At 68.5% G+C, this 17,906-nt stretch carries 16 protein-coding genes and 1 tRNA gene; 6 read left to right on the top strand and 11 right to left on the bottom strand.

Annotated features, from left to right (window positions below):
* Positions 1 to 84 precede the first annotated feature (84 nt).
* Positions 85 to 285 (top strand): helix-turn-helix domain-containing protein, encoded by a 201-nt coding sequence (locus QWY84_RS18600; protein WP_290204488.1) that lies wholly within the window; start codon positions 85 to 87, stop codon positions 283 to 285.
* A gap of 508 nt (positions 286 to 793) precedes the next feature.
* Here the strand turns inward: QWY84_RS18600 and QWY84_RS18595 are convergent.
* From QWY84_RS18595 to QWY84_RS18550, 10 genes are all read right to left on the bottom strand, one after another.
* Positions 794 to 870 (bottom strand) — tRNA-Pro (locus QWY84_RS18595).
* A 42-nt stretch (positions 871 to 912) separates the two neighbouring features.
* The gene (locus QWY84_RS18590; RefSeq protein WP_290204487.1) at positions 913 to 1,269 is read right to left on the bottom strand and encodes a MerR family transcriptional regulator; all 357 of its coding nucleotides are present in this window, start codon (positions 1,267 to 1,269) and stop codon (positions 913 to 915) included.
* A complete protein-coding gene (gene ihfA / locus QWY84_RS18585) occupies positions 1,250 to 1,549 on the bottom strand; it encodes an integration host factor subunit alpha (protein ID WP_290204486.1) in 300 nt (99 codons plus the stop codon). Before ihfA ends, QWY84_RS18590 begins: the two co-directional genes overlap by 20 nt.
* 4 nt (positions 1,550 to 1,553) lie before the next feature.
* Positions 1,554 to 3,932: a phenylalanine--tRNA ligase subunit beta gene (gene pheT / locus QWY84_RS18580; RefSeq protein WP_290204485.1), complete on the bottom strand. Its 2,379-nt coding sequence runs from the start codon at positions 3,930 to 3,932 to the stop codon at positions 1,554 to 1,556.
* 32 nt (positions 3,933 to 3,964) lie between these two features.
* Positions 3,965 to 4,996 (bottom strand): phenylalanine--tRNA ligase subunit alpha, encoded by a 1,032-nt coding sequence (gene pheS / locus QWY84_RS18575; RefSeq protein WP_290204484.1) that lies wholly within the window; start codon positions 4,994 to 4,996, stop codon positions 3,965 to 3,967.
* Positions 4,997 to 5,133: 137 nt separating this feature from the next.
* Positions 5,134 to 5,493, bottom strand: a complete 360-nt coding sequence (rplT, locus tag QWY84_RS18570) for a 50S ribosomal protein L20 (RefSeq protein ID WP_290204483.1) — start codon at positions 5,491 to 5,493, stop codon at positions 5,134 to 5,136.
* Positions 5,494 to 5,517: 24 nt separating this feature from the next.
* Positions 5,518 to 5,715: a 50S ribosomal protein L35 gene (rpmI, locus tag QWY84_RS18565; protein WP_290204482.1), complete on the bottom strand. Its 198-nt coding sequence runs from the start codon at positions 5,713 to 5,715 to the stop codon at positions 5,518 to 5,520.
* Between the two features lie 71 nt (positions 5,716 to 5,786).
* Positions 5,787 to 6,329, bottom strand: coding sequence for a translation initiation factor IF-3 (gene infC / locus QWY84_RS18560; protein ID WP_290204670.1), 543 nt, complete (start codon positions 6,327 to 6,329; stop codon positions 5,787 to 5,789).
* 9 nt (positions 6,330 to 6,338) lie between these two features.
* A complete protein-coding gene (gene thrS / locus QWY84_RS18555) occupies positions 6,339 to 8,264 on the bottom strand; it encodes a threonine--tRNA ligase (RefSeq protein ID WP_290204481.1) in 1,926 nt (641 codons plus the stop codon).
* A gap of 115 nt (positions 8,265 to 8,379) precedes the next feature.
* On the bottom strand, positions 8,380 to 10,329 hold the full coding sequence (locus QWY84_RS18550; RefSeq protein WP_290204480.1) for a sensor domain-containing diguanylate cyclase: 1,950 nt from the start codon (positions 10,327 to 10,329) through the stop codon (positions 8,380 to 8,382).
* Between the two features lie 282 nt (positions 10,330 to 10,611).
* Between QWY84_RS18550 and QWY84_RS18545 the strand changes: the two genes are divergently transcribed.
* The gene (locus tag QWY84_RS18545; protein ID WP_290204478.1) at positions 10,612 to 12,291 is read left to right on the top strand and encodes a methyl-accepting chemotaxis protein; all 1,680 of its coding nucleotides are present in this window, start codon (positions 10,612 to 10,614) and stop codon (positions 12,289 to 12,291) included.
* Between the two features lie 13 nt (positions 12,292 to 12,304).
* Here QWY84_RS18545 and QWY84_RS18540 read toward each other — a convergent pair whose 3' ends face one another.
* The gene (locus QWY84_RS18540; protein ID WP_290204476.1) at positions 12,305 to 13,189 is read right to left on the bottom strand and encodes an AraC family transcriptional regulator; all 885 of its coding nucleotides are present in this window, start codon (positions 13,187 to 13,189) and stop codon (positions 12,305 to 12,307) included.
* Positions 13,190 to 13,360: 171 nt separating this feature from the next.
* Here QWY84_RS18540 and QWY84_RS18535 point away from each other — a divergent pair, with 171 nt between their 5' ends.
* From QWY84_RS18535 to QWY84_RS18520, 4 genes are all read left to right on the top strand, one after another.
* Positions 13,361 to 14,887 carry a CoA-acylating methylmalonate-semialdehyde dehydrogenase gene (locus tag QWY84_RS18535; protein ID WP_290204463.1) on the top strand — a complete coding sequence of 509 codons (1,527 nt, stop codon included), beginning with the start codon at positions 13,361 to 13,363 and terminating at the stop codon, positions 14,885 to 14,887.
* A 124-nt stretch (positions 14,888 to 15,011) separates the two neighbouring features.
* Complete coding sequence (locus QWY84_RS18530; RefSeq protein WP_290204460.1) at positions 15,012 to 16,046, top strand: DctP family TRAP transporter solute-binding subunit; 1,035 nt, start codon at positions 15,012 to 15,014, stop codon at positions 16,044 to 16,046.
* An 18-nt stretch (positions 16,047 to 16,064) separates the two neighbouring features.
* Positions 16,065 to 16,613 (top strand): TRAP transporter small permease, encoded by a 549-nt coding sequence (locus tag QWY84_RS18525; RefSeq protein WP_290204458.1) that lies wholly within the window; start codon positions 16,065 to 16,067, stop codon positions 16,611 to 16,613.
* Entirely contained in the window at positions 16,606 to 17,904 is a 1,299-nt protein-coding gene (locus tag QWY84_RS18520; RefSeq protein ID WP_290204456.1) for a TRAP transporter large permease, read from the top strand. The genes QWY84_RS18525 and QWY84_RS18520 overlap by 8 nt, the downstream gene beginning before the upstream one ends.
* Positions 17,905 to 17,906: the final 2 nt, after the last annotated feature.

Genomic DNA, 17,906 nt, shown 5'->3' with positions numbered 1-17,906 from the left:
AGACGGCCTACCGGCCTGCCCCACCAAATTGTTGTCAGTAAGCGCCCTACCCCCGACGAGAATCGCTGAAACGGGGATAAACCCATGCAAGAGATTGCTGTACTGACGACGTCGCAGGCCGCAGAGTATCTATCGGTCTCCTGCCGGACGCTCATCCGGTTTCGTGTTCAACGTAAAGGACCCGCCTGGACCTATGTCGGGCACCAGGTTCGCTATCGAAGGAAAGATCTCGATGCGTACCTAGACGCCAATCGGCACGTTCCAGTTCGGGAGGACAGGGAGTAGTAGCGACGGGACTCACCACTTCGGCCTCCTCTGGTGGTGGAGTGGTGATTTGCTTCAGGAGGGCGTCGAGCAGCGTGTGGCGTATTTCGACCGCTTCCGGTTGGTCTCTCTCGCGGGTATGCAGAAGCATGGCGAGATCCCGCGTCGGCTCCAGGCATCCCATGGCCTCGTCGAAAGACGTTTTCCGCACACAAGAGTCGTGTATCAGCCATGATCCACCTCCCGTGCCTGGAAGGCTGCAACACGCACCCGACTTTCGCGGGCCTGTCGCTGGTGCTCCGGGCACAGTAGCGCTTCATGGTGTGCGTTTAGTGGATGGTAGGCGGTGCCGGCATTGCGGCACTGTGAGCCGACGCGGTTGAGCGCCTAGCAGCGGCGATGGGACTGATTAAGAACTGACATGGCCTTCTCCTGTCGCTGTAGTGGACAGGGAAGGCCAGACTGTGACTATTGCGTGACTCGTCGGTTTGTGAGCCTTTCGGCAGAAACCGTAAGCAGCTGTTTTGTATGGTCGGGGTGGCAGGATTTGAACCTGCGACCACCTGCACCCCATGCAGGTGCGCTACCAGACTGCGCCACACCCCGGACGACTGGGGATATTACACAAAACCGGCGGTGAGGCCAAGCTCACCGCTTCAGGGCCTGGACCACCTCTTCCAGCTCCAGGCGGATCTGGTGGATGACCTGCTGGCTCTGGTTGAGGTCCTCGCGGGCGTCCTCGCCGGAGAGCCGCTGGCGGGCGCCGCCGATGGTGAAGCCTTCCTGGTACAGCAGGGAGCGGATCTGGCGGATCAGGATCACGTCCTGGCGCTGGTAGTAGCGCCGGTTGCCCCGGCGCTTGACCGGCTTCACCTGGGGGAATTCCTGCTCCCAGTAGCGCAGCACGTGCGGCTTGACGCCGCACAGCTCGCTGACTTCACCGATGGTGAAGTAGCGCTTCGCCGGAATCGGCGGCAGCTCGTCGTTATTCCCCGGTTCCAGCATATGCTTCCACCCGCGCCTTGAGTTTCTGCCCGGGCCGGAAGGTGACCACGCGGCGGGCAGAGATGGGGATTTCCTCCCCGGTCTTCGGGTTGCGGCCGGGCCGTTCCCCTTTGTCCCGAAGATCGAAGTTGCCGAAACCGGACAACTTCACGGCAGTGCCGTTCTCCAGGGCCTGACGGATCTCCTCGAAGAAACACTCGACCAGTTCCTTGGCCTCGCGCTTGTTCAAGCCGACTTCCTCGAACAATCGCTCCGCCATGTCTGCCTTGGTCAATGCCATGCGTTCAACCCCTCAATTCGGCATTCAGCTCGGTGCGCAGCGCGGTCACGACAGCGGCCACCAGCCCGTCTACGTCACTATCCGTTAGAGTGCGCGAGAAATCCTGCAAAATCAACCCAATACCGATGCTCTTCCGGCCCTCGGGGACGCCCTTGCCCTGGTAGACGTCGAACAGCACCGCGTCCTGGAGCAGCTCGCCCGCCGTGCGGCGCACGCACTCGGCCAGGGCGGCGGCGGAGACGTCGTCGTCCACCACCACGGCCAGGTCGCGGCGGATGGACGGATACCGGGACAGCGGCGTGAACCCGGGCAGCCGGGCCGCCTGCAGTGCCTGCTGGGCGATCTCGAAGACCAGCACCGGCTCGTCCAGGTCCAGGCGCTTGCGCACCTCCGGGTGCAGCGCGCCCAGCCACCCCACCGGCTGGTCGTCCAGGAGAATGCGCGCCGACTGCCCGGGATGCAGCGCCGGATGCTGCTCGGCGGTGAAGCGGAAGGCGTGGGCGCGCCCCGTCAGCGCGATCAGGGCCTCCAGGTCGCCCTTGATGTCGAAGAAGTCCAGGTCCCGGCGCGGCTCGCCCCATTGCTCGGGGCGGGCCGGCCCCAGGGCGACGGCGGCCACCATGGGGTCCTGTTCCAGCGTGTCCAGCCCGCCGCGGAAGCGCAGGCCGGTCTCGAACAGCCGCACCCGCGGCTGCTGGCGGTGCCGGTTGTACAGCGCGGCCCGCACGAGCCCCGGCCACAGCGACGTGCGCATGACCGCCATCTCCGCGGACAGCGGGTTGGCCAGCGGCACCGGCGTGTGCTCCGGGTCCAGCAGCTCCTGCATGGCCGCATCCACGAAGCTGTAGGTGACCGCTTCCTGGTAGCCGCGGTCGATCAGCCCGCTGCGCAGGCGGTGCAGCGGCACCCGCTCCTCGGAGTGCGGCAGGATCCGCGCGGGGGATGCCGGCCGCGTGCTCGGGATGTGCTCGTAGCCGTAGATGCGCGCGAGCTCCTCGACGAGATCCGCCTCGATGGCCACGTCGAAACGATACGCCGGCACGGTGACCTGCCAGGCGCCGTCCTCCGGCCGCGCGTCCATGCCCAGCCGGCCGAGGATGTCGCTCACCCGCTCCGCGGGGATATCCATGCCGAGCAGCTGGCGGATGCGCTCGCCGCGCAGCCGCACGCTCCGGGCCTGCGGCACGTGCGCCGCGGACTCCTCGGTGACCACCGGGCCCGGCTGCCCGCCGGCAATGCTCTGGAGCAGCGCCGTGGCCCGCTCCACCGCCCGCACCTGGCCGGCGGGGTCGACGCCGCGCTCGAAGCGGTGGGACGAGTCCGTGTGCAGGCCGTACGCCCGTGCCCGCCCCGCCATCGCCTCCGGCGCGAAGAACGCGCTCTCGAAGAAGATGTCGGTGGTGTCGTCGGTCACGGCGGAGGCCGCGCCGCCCATGACCCCGGCCATGGCCACCGGCCCCTGGTGGTCGGCGATGACCAGCGTACCCGCCTGGAGGGTCACGGTCTCGTCGTTAAGAAGCTGGAGCCGTTCGCCCTGGTCCGCCTGGCGAACGATGATCCCGCCCCGGATGCGCTCCAGGTCGAAGGCGTGCATGGGCTGGCCCAGCTCCAGCATGACGTAGTTGGTCACGTCCACCACCGGCCCCAGGCTGCGCACGCCGGCCCGGCGCAGACGCTCCTGCAGCCACACGGGCGTGGCGGCGCTGACGTCGACGCCGCGCAGCACCCGGCCCACGTAGCGGGGGCAGGCCGCCGGGTCGTGCAGCTCCACGGGCAGGGTCTCGTCGATGGACGGCGCCACGGGGGCGGGCTCGCCGGCGACGCGGTTCACGCCGGTAAGCGCCGATACCTCGCGCGCCACGCCGATCATGCCCAGGCAGTCGCCGCGGTTGGGCGTCAGGTCCACCTCGATGACGCTGTCGTCGAGCTGCAGCCACTCGCGCAGGTCACGGCCCACCGGAGCGTCCGCCGGCAGCTCCATGAGCCCGGCGGCGTCGTCGCTCAGGCCGAGCTCGCGGGCGGAGCACAGCATGCCTGCGGAGGCCTCGCCGCGCATGCGGGCGCGGCGGATGGTGACATCCCCCGGCAGCACGCCGCCCACGCGGGCCAGCGGCGCACGCAGGCCGACGCGGGCATTGGGCGCGCCGCAGACCACCTGCAGCCGCTCGCCGCTGCCGTCGTCGACGTCGCACAGGGACAGCTTGTCGGCGCCGGGATGGGGCCGGCAGCCCACGATCTCGGCGACCACCACACCGTCGAACGCCGGCGCGGCGGGCTCGACGGCGTCCACCTCCAGGCCGGCCATGGTCAGCCGATGGGCGAGATCCTCGGTCGCCAGCTCCACCGGCACCCATTCGGTCAGCCACTGCTCACTGATCCTCATTCGAGCTCCTCAGCTCTGTCACCGCCCGGGCCCTAGCGAAACTGGCGCAGGAAACGGAGATCGTTCTCGAAGAACATGCGCAGGTCGTTGACCCCGTAGCGCAGCATGGCCAGGCGCTCGACGCCCATGCCGAAGGCCCAGCCGGTGTAGCGCTCGGAATCGATCCCGCAGTACTCGAACACCCGCGGATGCACCATGCCGGAGCCGAGCACCTCCAGCCAGCCGCTGTTGCCGCACACGCGGCAGCCGCCGCCGTCGCAGTGCACGCACTCGACGTCCACCTCGGCGGAGGGCTCCGTGAAGGGGAAATACGACGGCCGGAAGCGGACCTCCAGGCGCTGCTCGAAGAACGCTTCCAGGAAGTCGTGCAGGGCGCCCTTGAGGTCGGCGAAGGTGATCCCCTCGTCCACCAGCAGCCCTTCCACCTGGTGGAACATGGGCGAATGGGTGAGATCGGAGTCGCACCGGTAGACGCGGCCCGGCGCGATGATGCGCACCGGCGCCCCTTCCGTTTCCATGACGCGGATCTGCACCGGCGAGGTATGCGTGCGCAGCAGCCGGGTGGCGTCGAAGTAGAAGGTGTCGTGCATGGCCCGCGCGGGATGGTGGGCCGGGATGTTGAGGGCCTCGAAGTTGTGGTAGTCGTCCTCGATCTCCGGGCCCTCGGCGACGCGGAACCCCATGCTCGCGAACAAGGCCTCGATGCGGTCGAGGGTCCGGGTGACCGGATGCAGGCCGCCGGTGTCCTGGCCGCGCCCGGGCAGGGTGACGTCCACCGCATCCCGCGCGAGCTGCTCTTCCAGCCCGGCGCTCTCCAGCTCGGCCCGGCGCGCTTCCAGGGCGGCCTGGACCTCGTCCTTGGCCGCGTTGATGGCCTGCCCCGCCGCCGGCCGCTCCTCCGCCGGAAGCTGCCCGAGCTGCTTGAGCTGCGCCGTGATCCGCCCCTTCTTGCCCAGGTAGGCCACCCGCACCTCGTCAAGGCCGGACACGGTGCCCGCCTCGCGCACCGCGGCGAGAGCTTCCTGTACCAGGGCCTGGAGTTCCTCGGATCGTTGCGTGCTCATGCTCTTCCGCCATCGCGGTCGCGGCCCGGCACACCGCCCGGGCCGCATCACCGTCACGAAAAAAAGGGAAAGGCCCGGCCCGCCTTTCCCTTCATCCCGGCTCCGCCCGGCGGGCGGGCCTCCGGAGGCAAGCCGGCTCAGCCGTTCAGCGACGCCTTGGCGCGCTCGGCGACCGCGGCGAACCCGGCCTTGTCGAACACCGCCATGTCCGCCAGGACCTTGCGGTCGAGCTCGACGTTGCCCTTCTTGAGCCCGCTGATCAGGCGGCTGTAGGACAGGCCGTTGTTGCGCGCCCCGGCGTTGATGCGGGTGATCCACAGGGCGCGGAACTGCCGCTTGCGCTGCCGGCGGTCCCGGTAGGCGTACTGCCCCGCCTTGATGACCGCCTGGTTGGCGATCCGCCAGCTACGGCTGCGGGCGCCGTAGTAGCCCTTGGCCCGGGCCAGCACCTTGTTGTGCCGGGCGCGGCCGGTGACGCCACGTTTAACTCGTGCCATGTCTCAGAACTCCCCGATTACCAGTCAGCTGTACGGCAGCAGGCGCCGCACGCTCTCGTGATCCTGCTTGGCGACCAGCGTGAAACCGCGCAGGTTGCGCTTCCGCTTCTGCGCCTTCTTGGTCAGGATGTGGTTGGCAAACGCCTTCTTGCGCTTGAAACGACCCGACCCCGTTCTCGCAAAGCGCTTCGCCGCGCCGCGATTCGTCTTCAACTTGGGCATTGCCAGTCTCCAGTCAGAAAAACAGCCGGCCAGCGCGGGGCTGGCCAGGGCAGTGTTTCCAGAAATGTCAATCAGCTCTTCTTGCGCGGCGCGAGCATCATCACCATGGTGCGGCCCTCCATCTTGGGCCGCTGCTCCACCACCGCGATGTCCTCGAGATCCGCCTCGACACGCTCCAGAAGCTTCAGACCCAGGTCCTGGTGCGCCATCTCCCGGCCGCGGAACCGCAGCGTGACCTTGCCCCGATCGCCCTCTTCCAGGAACCGGCGCAGGTTTCTCACCTTCACGGAGTAGTCGCCCTCGTCCGTGCCCGGGCGGAACTTGACCTCCTTGAGCTGAACCTGCTTCTGCTTCTTCTTGGCGGCCTGCTGCTTCTTGCTCGCCTCGAACTTGTGTTTGCCGTAATCCATGATCCGGCAAACGGCCGTCTCCGGGTGAGGTACCATCTCGACCAGGTCCAGGCCGGCATCCTCCGCACGCTGGAGCGCGTCCTCCAGAGAGACGATACCCACTTGTTCACCTTCCTGGTCGATCAGACGGACCTGTTGCGTCTGGATCTGATCGTTGACGTTCTTGTCGTCAGCGGAACCAGTACGCTTTCGCTTGTTTTTCAGAGCGATGCCTTAATCCTCCGCAGTGCCACTATTCGGCCGTGCAGCCTCCGCCTCGAGCTTCTCGATCAGCGCCTCCACGAGCATGGAGCCGAGATCTTCGCCGGAGCGCGTCCGCACGGCCACGGATCCTGTTTCCATTTCGCGGTCCCCGATGACGAGCATGTAGGGGACCTTCTGCAAAGTGTGCTCGCGGATTTTAAAGCCGATCTTCTCGTTTCTCAAGTCGCTTGAAGCGCGAAATCCCCGGCTGCGAAGGGTTTTTTCGAGGCTGCGGGCCGCCTCCGCCTGGCGGTCGGTGATATTGAGAACCACCGCCTGCTCCGGCGCCAGCCACAGCGGCAGGGCGCCGGCGTGCTCCTCGATGAGAATGCCGATGAAACGCTCGAACGAGCCGAGAATGGCCCGGTGCAGCATCACCGGCTCGCGGCGGCTGCCGTCCTCGGCGACGTACGACGCCCCCAGGCGGCCGGGCAGCGCGAAGTCCACCTGGATGGTGCCGCACTGCCACACGCGCCCGAGGCAGTCCTTCAGCGAGAATTCCACCTTGGGCCCGTAGAACGCCCCCTCGCCCGGCTGCAGGGTAAAGTCCAGGCCCGCGTTCTGCAGCGCGGTGTCCAGGGCCGCCTCGGCCTTGTCCCAGACGGCGTCGGAGCCCACGCGCTTTTCCGGGCGCGTGGACAGGGCGATGAGGATCTCGTCGAAGCCCAGCTCCCGGTAGGCGCGGAACACCAGGTCGATGAACGCGGCCACCTCGGACTGCACCTGGTCCTCGGTGCAGAAGATGTGGGCGTCGTCCTGGACGAAGTTGCGCACCCGCATGAGCCCGTGCAGCGTGCCCGAGGGCTCGTTGCGGTGGCAGGAGCCGAACTCCGCCATGCGCAGGGGCAGATCGCGGTAGCTCTTCAGGCCCTGGTTGAAGATCTGCACGTGGCAGGGGCAGTTCATGGGCTTGACCGCGTAGGTGCGGTTCTCGGATTCGGTGTAGAACATGTCGTCACCGAACTTCTCCCAGTGCCCCGAGCGCTCCCACAGGCTGCGGTCGACGAGCTGCGGCGTGCGTACCTCCTGGTAGTCGTGCTCCTGCAGCAGGCGCCGGATGTAGTCCTCCAGCACGCGGTAGATGCGCCAGCCGCGGTCGTGCCAGAAGACCATGCCCGGGGACTCTTCCTGGACGTGGAACAGGTCCTGGGCCCGGGCGATGCGCCGGTGATCGCGCTTCTGGGCCTCCTCCAGGCGCTTGAGGTAGGCCTTGAGCGCCTTGCGCTCGCCCCAGGCGGTGCCGTAGACGCGCTGGAGCATCTCGTTGGCGGCGTCGCCGCGCCAGTAGGCGCCGGCCAGCTTGGTGAGCTTGAACGCCTTGCAGAAGCGGGTATTGGGCACGTGCGGGCCGAGGCACATGTCCACGTACTCCTGGTGGTAGTACAGCGCCATCGACGCCACGTCGGGCATGTCCTCCACCAGCTGCACCTTGTACGGCTCGTTGCGCTCGCGGAAGATGCGCAGGACCTCCTCCCGCGGCGTCACCTCCTTGATGACGTCGTACTCCTGGTCGATGAGCTCGGCCATGCGCTGCTCGATGCGCTCCAGGTCGTCCGGCGTGAAGCCCGGGTCGTAGCGGATGTCGTAGTAGAAGCCGTCCTCCACCACCGGGCCGATGGCCATCTGCGCCTCGGGGTAGAGCTGCTTCACCGCCTGCCCGAGCATGTGGGCGCAGGAGTGGCGGATGATCTCCAGCCCTTCGTCATCCCGCGGGGTGATGATCTGCAGCTCGGCGTCGTCGGCGATCAGGTCGCAGGCGTCGCGCAGCTCGCCGTTGACGCGGCCCGCCAGGGTCGACCGCGCAAGCCCGCTGCCGATATCCGCGGCCACGCGGGAGACGGGGACGGGTTCCGGGTACTCGCGGCGGCTGCCGTCGGGAAGGGTGATAACGGGCATGGACACATCTCCTGCCAGTGGTGACCCATACGAGAGGCCACATGCATTCCGGCGCAGCGGCCGCACGGCCGCCACGCTCAACAGGCCGGCGAGTATACCGGCCCGACGCGCCGGATCAAAGGGAGATCCCCGGTTCCGCCACCCCTTCAACGCGATTGCGGCCGCGGTTCTTGGCGCGGTAGACGCCGGCATCGGCGCGGGCGATGAGCAGCGCAGGCTCGGCCCCCATGCCCACGGCGGTGGCGCAGCCGACGCTGACCGTCATCATCCGCCTGCTGGCGGTTTCCGTGTGCCGGATCCCGGCGCGCTCCACGGCGACACGGATGCGCTCGGCCACGACGGCCGCCGCCTCGGCGTCGGCGACGGGCAGGATCACCGCGAACTCCTCGCCGCCGTACCGGCAGATGAGATCCGACGGGCGGTTGACGCTCGCCTCGAGAATGGCCGCAATCCGGCACAGCGCATGGTCGCCGGCGGGGTGACCGAAGGTGTCGTTGAACAGCTTGAACTCGTCGACATCCAGCATGAGCAGGGACAGGGGGTTGCCGGTGCGCCGCGCCCGCGCGCTCTCCCGCTGGAGGCTGGAGTCGAGCATGCGCCGGTTGCCGAGCCCGGTAAGCGGATCCCGCGCCGCCTGCTCCTTGAGGCTGGACAGTTCCCGGGCACGGTCGGCGATGTCGTGGAACACCGCCACCACGCCCCGGCGCACGCCCTGCAGCGGGCTCACCGTCAGCGATACGGGCAGGCTGGTGCCGTCCCGGCGCCGCAGCTCGTGGCGATCACTGCGGTACGTGCCCCCGGTGCGCAGCACGTCCCAGCCCGGGATCCGCGTCGGCCGTCCCTGCGCCCCGGAGGAGTCGTAGAACAGGGCGTTCGCCTTGGCCCCGGTGATCTCGTCCGGGCGATAACCCAGCATGGCGCTCGCCGCCTGGTTGACGTAGCCCACCCGGCCCGTGGCATCGAGCACGTAGACGCCCTCGCCCATGCTCTCGGTGATGGCATGCATCTGCTCGCGCAGCGCCCGGGCACCCCGCCGCCAGCGCACCATGAGCACGGCGACGTTGCTCAGGGCGCCCACCAGGAGGAACACCACGCCCGCCGAGACGGCCATCTGGTTGCGCCATGCGATGATCGGGCCGGCCCCGCTTTCCGAGACCGCGTATCCCAGGGGGCGCCCGGCCATGTCCTCCACGGGCACCATGGCGACGGCCACGTGACGCCCGTAGGCATCGCGCACCAGGGCGCCGACGGGATCGTTGTCGGCATAGCCATCCGCCAGGGCGTGGCGCAGGGACCGGGACTTCTGGAACCAGTGCGGAAGCCGCGAGCCGAGGCTGCCGGTCTGGATCGGCTCCACGAGCCCCGGGTGCAGCTCCGTGTCCTGGAAGCGCTGGGACCCGCCCTCCGTCTCCAGGGCGGGCGGCAGGGCGTCGCGGCGCAGCAGAATGTGGTACAGCAGCGCCTGGCTGCCGATGCGGCGCAGCAGGGTCACCAGGTCCCCCGGCTGGAGCACCGCCTCCACGCCCCCCACCAGCTGCTGCTCGTCCCAGATCGGCAGAATCCGGCGATAGGCCAGGCCGGTGCGGCGCACCTCGAAGCCCTGGGCGCCGAACCGTGTCGCCATCAGCTCGGGAGCGACCGCACGCTCCGGAAAGCGGCCGGCCTGCCCTTCGCGGAGACGGGCGTCGAAGTGCACCAGCGAGGCCCCGCTGGCGTCGAGCACGTGCAGGCTCGCCCCGCAGCAGGTACGCAGGCTGCGGTGCGCCTCCCGGCCCACCTCCAGTATTGCGTCGCGGTAGAAGGCGCTTGCCTGGCCGGGCCGGCCGTCGAACGGCCGTGTCAGCACCTCGCGCAACCGGCCGCGGCCCAGTACATCGGCAAACGCCTGGTTGGTCATGGTCCGCAGCAGGCGATCGGTGCTGCGCAACGCCGCCTGCAGCTGGACGCGCTCCCGTTCCAGGTAGGCGTCGACCTCGCGCTCGTGGATCAGCCAGAACGGCACGCCGACCACGGCAGCCGCCAGGCCCCAGAGCAAACCGATCTGCAGGGGAAACGAAATGCGCATGGACGCGACCCTGTCCGGCTCGCCGACCAGGGCGGCCAGCACGAGCTCCCTGAAACCTCCAGCAAACCATCACCCGCGCGATTCTCTACCGGGTTGCTGGGCTAACACTGAACCATTACAGGGATCGCCACCAAACGCAAGCGCACGTTCCGCTGGACGGACCACCCGCGACGCCGCCGGGAAGGCCGGCACGTCAGCCGGAATTCTCATGTTTGCCGCGCCTTCGCCGATAGGCCCTGCAGGAGGCCTGGAGGTGAACTCGTGGCAATCAAGAACCAACCCATGACACAGAGACTGCTGATCCTCGGGGGCAGCCTGACGCTGCTCCAGCTCGCCGGGCTCGCCGCCCTGACCCTGGCCCTGCCCGGGGGCGAGCTCGCCGCGGCGGCGTGCCTCGCCGCGAGCGCTGCCCTCGCCGCCGCAGCCGTCGTCTTCTGGGGACGCCGCGCGGACCGGGCGATGGAGGAGCTGCGCGTCATACTGGAGCGGGTCCGCGACGGTCACGGCGACCTGTCGGCCCGGGTGGAGACCCATGAGCCGGCGCTGTCGGGCCTGGACCAGGGTCTGGCACGGCTGCTCGGCGACTTCCGCGGGACCATGGCGGACCTGCGCCACCGGGCCCTGGACATCGCCGTGGAAGCCGCCCGCCTGCGCAAGACCACCGGCGGGGCGGCGGACCGCACAGCGGAGCAGGAGAACTACTCGCAGCTGGTCTTCCAGTCCAGCGAGGAAACCACCCGGGCCCTGGAGGACATCTCCACGCGCACCAACGCCATGTCCTCCAGCAACGCGGAGAACCTGGACAGCGTGCGCCGGTCCCGGGAGGAGCTGGGCCGGGCGACGGACCAGATCACCGAGATGAACCAGCGCTTCGAGCAGTTCGCCGAGACCGTCGGCCGTCTCACCGAGAGCGCCCGGCGCATCAGCTCGATCATGGAGATGGTCCAGGGCTTCTCCCGGCAGACCAACCTGCTGGCCCTCAACGCCGCCATCGAGGCCTCCCGCGCCGGCGAGGCGGGCCGCGGCTTCGCCGTGGTGGCCGAGGAGGTGCGGGACCTCGCCGGCAAGGTGCACAGCGCCACCGACGAGATCAACGACATCGTCACGGGCATGGACACGCAGGTGCAGGAGACCGTCAGCGGCAGCGAGCAGATGCGCCAGTACGCCGCTGACAGCCGCCAGGCGGTGAGCGGCGCCGCGGAGACCTTCGCGGGCATGGTGGACGCCCTGGAGAAGGCCCACGGCGAGCTGCTCGCCATCGGCACCTCCATCGAGGAGCTCACCGTGACGAACCAGGAAATCCACAGCCGCAGTACCGAGATCCGCAACCTGGGCCAGCAGGTCAACGAGGCCATGCGCGAGTCGGCGGGCTACTCGGCGACGCTGCGGGAGGCGACGGAGGCGTCCATGGCGCGCCTGGCCGGCTACCGGACCGGCCAGGGCACGTTCGAGACGATTCTCGAGACGGTCACCGCCTACCGCGATCGCTTCCGGGACGAGCTGGAAGCCATGCGGCAACAGGGCATCGACATCTGGGACCGGGACTACCAGTGCGTGTTCGACGGCGACCCGCGCAAGTACACCACCGACTATACCGAGGCGTTCCAGGAACGGTTCCAGCAGGCCATCGACCGGGCCCGGGACGAGATCCCCGGAGGCGCCTACCTGCTGCTCACCGACACGCAGGGCTACATCGCCGTCCACCACGGCGACGTCTCCGAGCCGCCCACCGGCGATCCGGAGCACGACCGGCCCCGGAGCCGCCACCAGCGCATCTTCGCCGACAACGACACGGAGATCCGGCGCGCCCGCAACACCGACCCGCTTCTGCTGCAGACCTACCTGCGCGACACCGGCGAGGTGCTCAACGATCTCTCGCTGCCGCTGTTCGTCGGCGGGCAGCACTGGGGCGCGGTGATCTGCGGATTCCGGCCCGAGGTGGCCATGGATCGCGACGACTAGGCCGGCGAGAGCGTCACCCGTGCCGCGAGGCGCGGTAGCCCGACGGCGAGACGCCCATGACCTTGCGGAACAACCGCGAGAAGTAGTAGGCGTCGTCGTAGCCCAGGCTTTCCGCGATGTCGGCCACCGTCTGCTGGCTGATGTCCAGCAGGTAGCAGGCACGCTCCATCTTCAGGTGCAGGAAGTGCTGGTAGGGGGAGTTCCCGGTCTCCGCCTTGTAGCGGCGGCAGAAGCCGTGCCGGGACATGCCCGCCACCTCCGCCAGGGTCGCCAGGTCCAGGCGGCCGTGGAGCTTCTCGTGCATCACCGCGTGGATGGATTCCAGATCGAAGCCGTCTTCCGCGGCGGGCCGCAGGTGCGTGGAGATCATCAGCCCGAACATGCCGAGCATCTGCCGCAGGTGGTTCGCCGCATGGATGAAGAACCCCTCGCGGAAGCCCGTGTCGCGCACCTCGAGCAGCGTCTGGAAGTCGTCGATGATCTTGGGCGCCGCACCGATGTGGCGCACCGCGCGTTCGGGCAGGAAGTTCATGTGCTCCCAGAAGGCGTCCACCTCGGTGCCGTCGAAATGCACCCAGTACAGGGTCCAGGGCTCACGGCCGGACGAGGCATAGGCGTGCAGCACGTCCCGCGGCAGCATCATCAGGTCGCCGCGACCCACCGGGTACTGGCGGTGATTCACCCGCAGCATGCCGCGGCCGCCGGCACAGTAGAGCAGCAGGTGGTCGGCGTGGTGCCGGCGTTCCACGCGGTGGCCCCGGGCCTCCGGATAGTAGCCCATGGCGCGCGGGTACAGCCCCCGGGTCAGGGGGTGGCGCTGCAGGCGCTCCAGCATGAAGTGGGGCACCATGAAGCGAACCCCCTCGCGGGGCAGCGGCCAGTCGGACGGACCGGTCATGTTCCACCCGATCGCAGCAGGGTTTGCCAAGAAGATCCATTACCCGAGCGATTTCGTCAATCCTCCCCGCACCCATAACCTGCTAGAAATACGAGGTCTGCACAGACAGCCCGGCAGCGGGCGCATCGGCGCCGGCCGCCAAGAAGCTCCATTCGAGAGGAGGAGAGAATCATGTCCCAGGTACGCACAGCCCCGACGGAATCCAGCCTGATCGGGCACTACATCAACGGCCGGGTCACCGACAAGCCGTCGGACCGGACGCTGGAGGTCACCAACCCGGCCACGGGCGAGATCTCCGCCCGGGTCGCGCTTGCCGACCGGGCCACCACCCGCGAGGCCATCGCAGCCGCCAGCGCCGCGCTGCCCCAGTGGTCGGCGGTCACGCCGCTGAACCGGGCGCGCGTCATGTTCCGCTTCAAGGAGCTCGTCGAGCGCCACTTCGAGGCCATCGCGCGGCTGATCACCGCCGAGCACGGCAAGGTCATCGAGGACGCCCGCGGCGAGCTCACCCGGGGCCTGGAGGTGGTGGAGTTCGCCTGCGGCATCCCGCACCTGCTCAAGGGCGAGCATTCCCTCAACGTCGGCGGCAGCGTCGACAGCCACAGCATGATGCAGCCCGTGGGCGTGTGCGCCGGCATCACGCCGTTCAACTTCCCCGCCATGGTGCCCATGTGGATGTTCCCGGTGGCCCTGGCCTGCGGCAACACCTTCGTGCTCAAGCCCTCGGAGAAGGACCCGTCCGTGCCCCTGTACCTGGCGCAGCTGCTCAGCGAGGCCGGCCTGCCCGAGGGTGCGCTCAACGTCGTCAACGGCGACAAGGAAGCCGTGGACACGCTGCTCACGGACCCGGACGTCGCCGCCGTGAGCTTCGTCGGCTCCACGCCCATCGCCGAGTCCATCTACGCCACGGGCTCGGCCCACGGCAAGCGGGTGCAGGCCCTGGGCGGCGCCAAGAACCACATGGCCGTGATGCCCGATGCCGACATGGACCAGGCCGTGGAGGGGCTGCTGGGCGCGGCCTACGGCTCCGCCGGCGAGCGCTGCATGGCCATCTCCGTGGCCGTGGCCGTGGGCGACGAGGCCGCGGATGCGCTAGTGGAGAAGCTCAAGCCGCGGGTGGAGAACCTGCGCATCGGCAACGGGCTGGAGGAGACCGGCCTGGAGATGGGCCCGCTGGTCACCCGGGATCACCTGGAGAAGGTGCGCGGCTACGTGGACCTGGGCGAGCAGGAAGGCGCCAAGCTGGTGGTCGACGGCCGCAAGCGCGATTTCGGCGACAGCAACGGCTACTTCCTGGGCGGCACGCTGTTCGACCACGTCACCAGCGACATGCGCATCTACAACGAAGAGATCTTCGGGCCGGTGCTGTGCGTGGTGCGCGTGCCGGACTACGACAGCACCGTGGAGCTGATCAACGCCCACGAGTTCGGCAACGGCACCGCCATCTTCACCCGCGACGGCGACGCCGCCCGGCAGTTCAGCGCCGATATCCAGGTGGGCATGGTCGGCATCAACGTGCCCATCCCGGTGCCCATGGCCTTCCACAGCTTCGGCGGCTGGAAGCGCTCCCTGTTCGGCCCGCTGCACATGCATGGCCCCGACGGCGTACGCTTCTACACCAAGATGAAGACCGTCACCGCTCGCTGGCCCAAGGGCGTACGCGCCGGCTCGGCGTTCGTCATGCCGACCATGGAGTAGGCGCCGACAGATCGGATACGGCATCCGCCACAATGCCGTATCCGATCCTTGAATCCCGATCCGCCGCGTGCTTGCATTTCTCCTCGTACAGGACACACAAGAAATCCTGCTGGAGGAGACGACAATGATACGGATACAGCGATCGGGCGGCGCCTGCACACGGGCTTTCCTTTCCGCCACCGTGGCCGCGGCCATGGTTGTCGGTGTGAACGCCGGCGCCAGTGCCCAGCAGACCCTGCGGCTGACCCACAATGTCAGCGACGAGACCACCTGGCACGAGGGCGCCGAGCGCTTCAAGGAGCTGGTTGCCGAGCGCACCGACGGCGAGCTGGAGATCCGGCTCCATCCGAACGCCGAGCTCTCCGGCGGCGACCAGATCCGCATGGTGGAGATGGTCGGCCGCGGCCAGCTGGACTTCGCCCTGACCTCGGCCATCAACGCCACGCCCATGATGGAAGAGATGGCGGTGTTCTCCCTGCCGTACATCTACGAGGATTACGACGACGTCGACGCCACGCTGGAGGGGCCGCCCGCCGAGCGCATGGCGGAGATCATGCGGGAGGAGGGCCTGGTCACCCTGGCCTGGGGCGAGAACGGCTTCCGCCAGATCACCAACAGCCAGCACCCCATCCGCACGCCGAGCGACCTGGAAGGCCTGACCATTCGCGTCGCCGGGCCCATGTACATCGACGTCATGGAAGACCTGGGCGCCAACCCCGAGCAGATGCAGTGGACGGAGGTATTCTCGGCGCTGCAGCAGGGCGTGGTGGACGGCCAGGAGAACCCCATCGGCGCCATTATCGTGCCGCAGCGGATCTACGAGGTGCAGGACTACATCACCGTGTGGAACTACTCCTACGACCCGCTTTTCCTGGCCGTCTCCGAGCAGCTGTGGACCAGCCTCGACGCCGAGACACAGGAGATCCTCCGCGGCGCGGCCCAGGAGGCCATGGAGTACCAGGTGGCCATCAGCCGCGAGCGCACGGCCGAAGGGCTCGACCGGCTCCGGGAGGAAGGCATGGAAGTCACGGAGCTCAGCGCCGAGGAGATCGACGCGTTCCGCGAGGCCACCCGGGACTCGTACAACGCCTGGCGGGAGCGCATCGGCCCGGAGCTGGTGGAGCTGTTCGAGGAGACCGTCGCGGAGAGCCGCCAGTGAACGACGCCGGCCGGCGCCATGACTGAGACGGCACCGTCCGGGGGTACCGGCTTCCCGGCGCGCCTGCGCTGGGTCGCCGGTCATTTCGAGGAGCTGGTCACGGCCGTCGTGTTCCTGGTCATGACGGCCGTGGGTTTCGCCAACGTGGTCGTGCGCTACCTCACCGCCTACTCCCTGGGCGGCGTCTCGGAGCTGCTGCCCAACCTGTTCGTGTGGCTCACGTTCTTCGGCGCTGCAATCGCCGTCAAGCGCAAGGCCCACCTGGCGGTCACCGTGCTGGTGGAGCGCCTGCCCACGGCCCTGCAGGTGGCCGCGGCCGTGCTGGTCTACGTCCTCGGCGCGGTCTTCTTCGCCGCGGTGATCTACCAGGGATACGTGCTCACCGCCCAGGATATCGCCTCGGGTGTGCGCACGTACGCGCTGGGCCTGCCGCGCTGGACGTTCTCCGTGGGTCTGCCGGTGGGCGCCGCGTTCATCCTGCTACGGCTGACCGAGGCGGCGGTGCGGGACATCCCGCTGATCTGGCGTAGCGGCGGCATGCTGGCGGCCGGGCGGCACGATGTTTGACTTCCTGCTCGTGCTGTCCCCCGGCGAGACCATGATCGCCGCCTTCTTCGTCCTGCTGGCCCTGGGCGTACCCGTCGCGTATTCGCTGGGGATTTCGGCGCTGCTGGCCTTCTATCTCATGGGCTTCGGCTTCGACATGATGGGGGATCTGCTCTACGCCGCCGTGGCCCGGTTCTCCCTGCTGGCCATCCCGTTCTTCATTCTCGCCGGCGTCATCATGGGCTACACCGGCATCGCCGCCCGGCTGGTGTATTTCATCCAGGTGCTGGTGGGGAGCTTCCGCGGCGGCATGGCCCTGGTAACCACCGTAGTGTCGCTGTTCTGGGGCGCGGTCAGCGGCTCCGGGCCGGCCTCGGTGGCGGCGATCGGGCCGTTCCTCATCGAGGCCATGGACCGGGAGGGCTACGACAAGGCGTTCGCCACAGCGCTGGTCTGCACGGGCTCGGCCCTGGCCATCGTCATCCCGCCGTCCATCGCCCTGATCATCTTCGGCGTGCTGGCCGACACCTCCATTACCGGCCTGTTCATGGCCGCCATCGTTCCGGGTGTGCTCATGGGCGCCGTGATCCTGGCGGTTGCCTGGATCAAGGTCTGGCGCAACGGCTGGGGCACCGACGCGGTCTACAGCCGGGCCGAGGTATGGCACGCGTTCAAGCGCGCGTTCTGGGGCCTGATGACACCGGTCATCATCCTGGGCGGCATCTACGGCGGCGTATTCACGCCGACCGAGGCGGCCATCGTCGCGGTGGTCTACGCCCTGTTCGTGGGCACCGTGATCTACCGGACCCTCGACGTGGGCACGCTGTTCCGCGCCCTGGGAGACGCCACCTCCGCGTCTGCCGTGGTGATGCTGGTGATCGCCGCCGGCGGCCTGTTCGGCTGGGTGATGACCGCGGAGGGACTGATCGAGTCCATCTCCGGCGCGCTCCTGGGCCTGACCGACAACGAGATCGTGATCCTGCTGCTGATCAACCTGATCCTGCTGGGTATCGGCATGATCATGGACGCCGTGACCATCATGCTCATCTCCCTGCCGGTGCTCATGCCGGTGGTCCGGCACTTCGACTGGGATCCCACCTGGTTCGGCGTCATGATGACCGTCAACCTGGCCATCGGCCTGGTCACGCCGCCCGTGGGCATCAACCTCTACGTCGGCGCCTACATCGCCCGCCTGCGGTTCGAGCGGCTCTGCGTCGCGGTCGTTCCGCTGGTGCTGGCGGCCGTCGCCGGCCTGCTGATCATCGCCTTCGTACCGGAGCTGTCGCTGTGGCTGCCCGCGTTCCGGGACTGACT

This window comes from Aquisalimonas lutea (genome assembly GCF_030409225.1).
GTDB classification, from domain to species: Bacteria; Pseudomonadota; Gammaproteobacteria; order Nitrococcales; family Aquisalimonadaceae; genus Aquisalimonas; species Aquisalimonas lutea.
The sequence above is the reverse complement of the archived record's forward strand: the minus strand, read 5'-3'. Positions and strand labels throughout refer to the sequence as shown.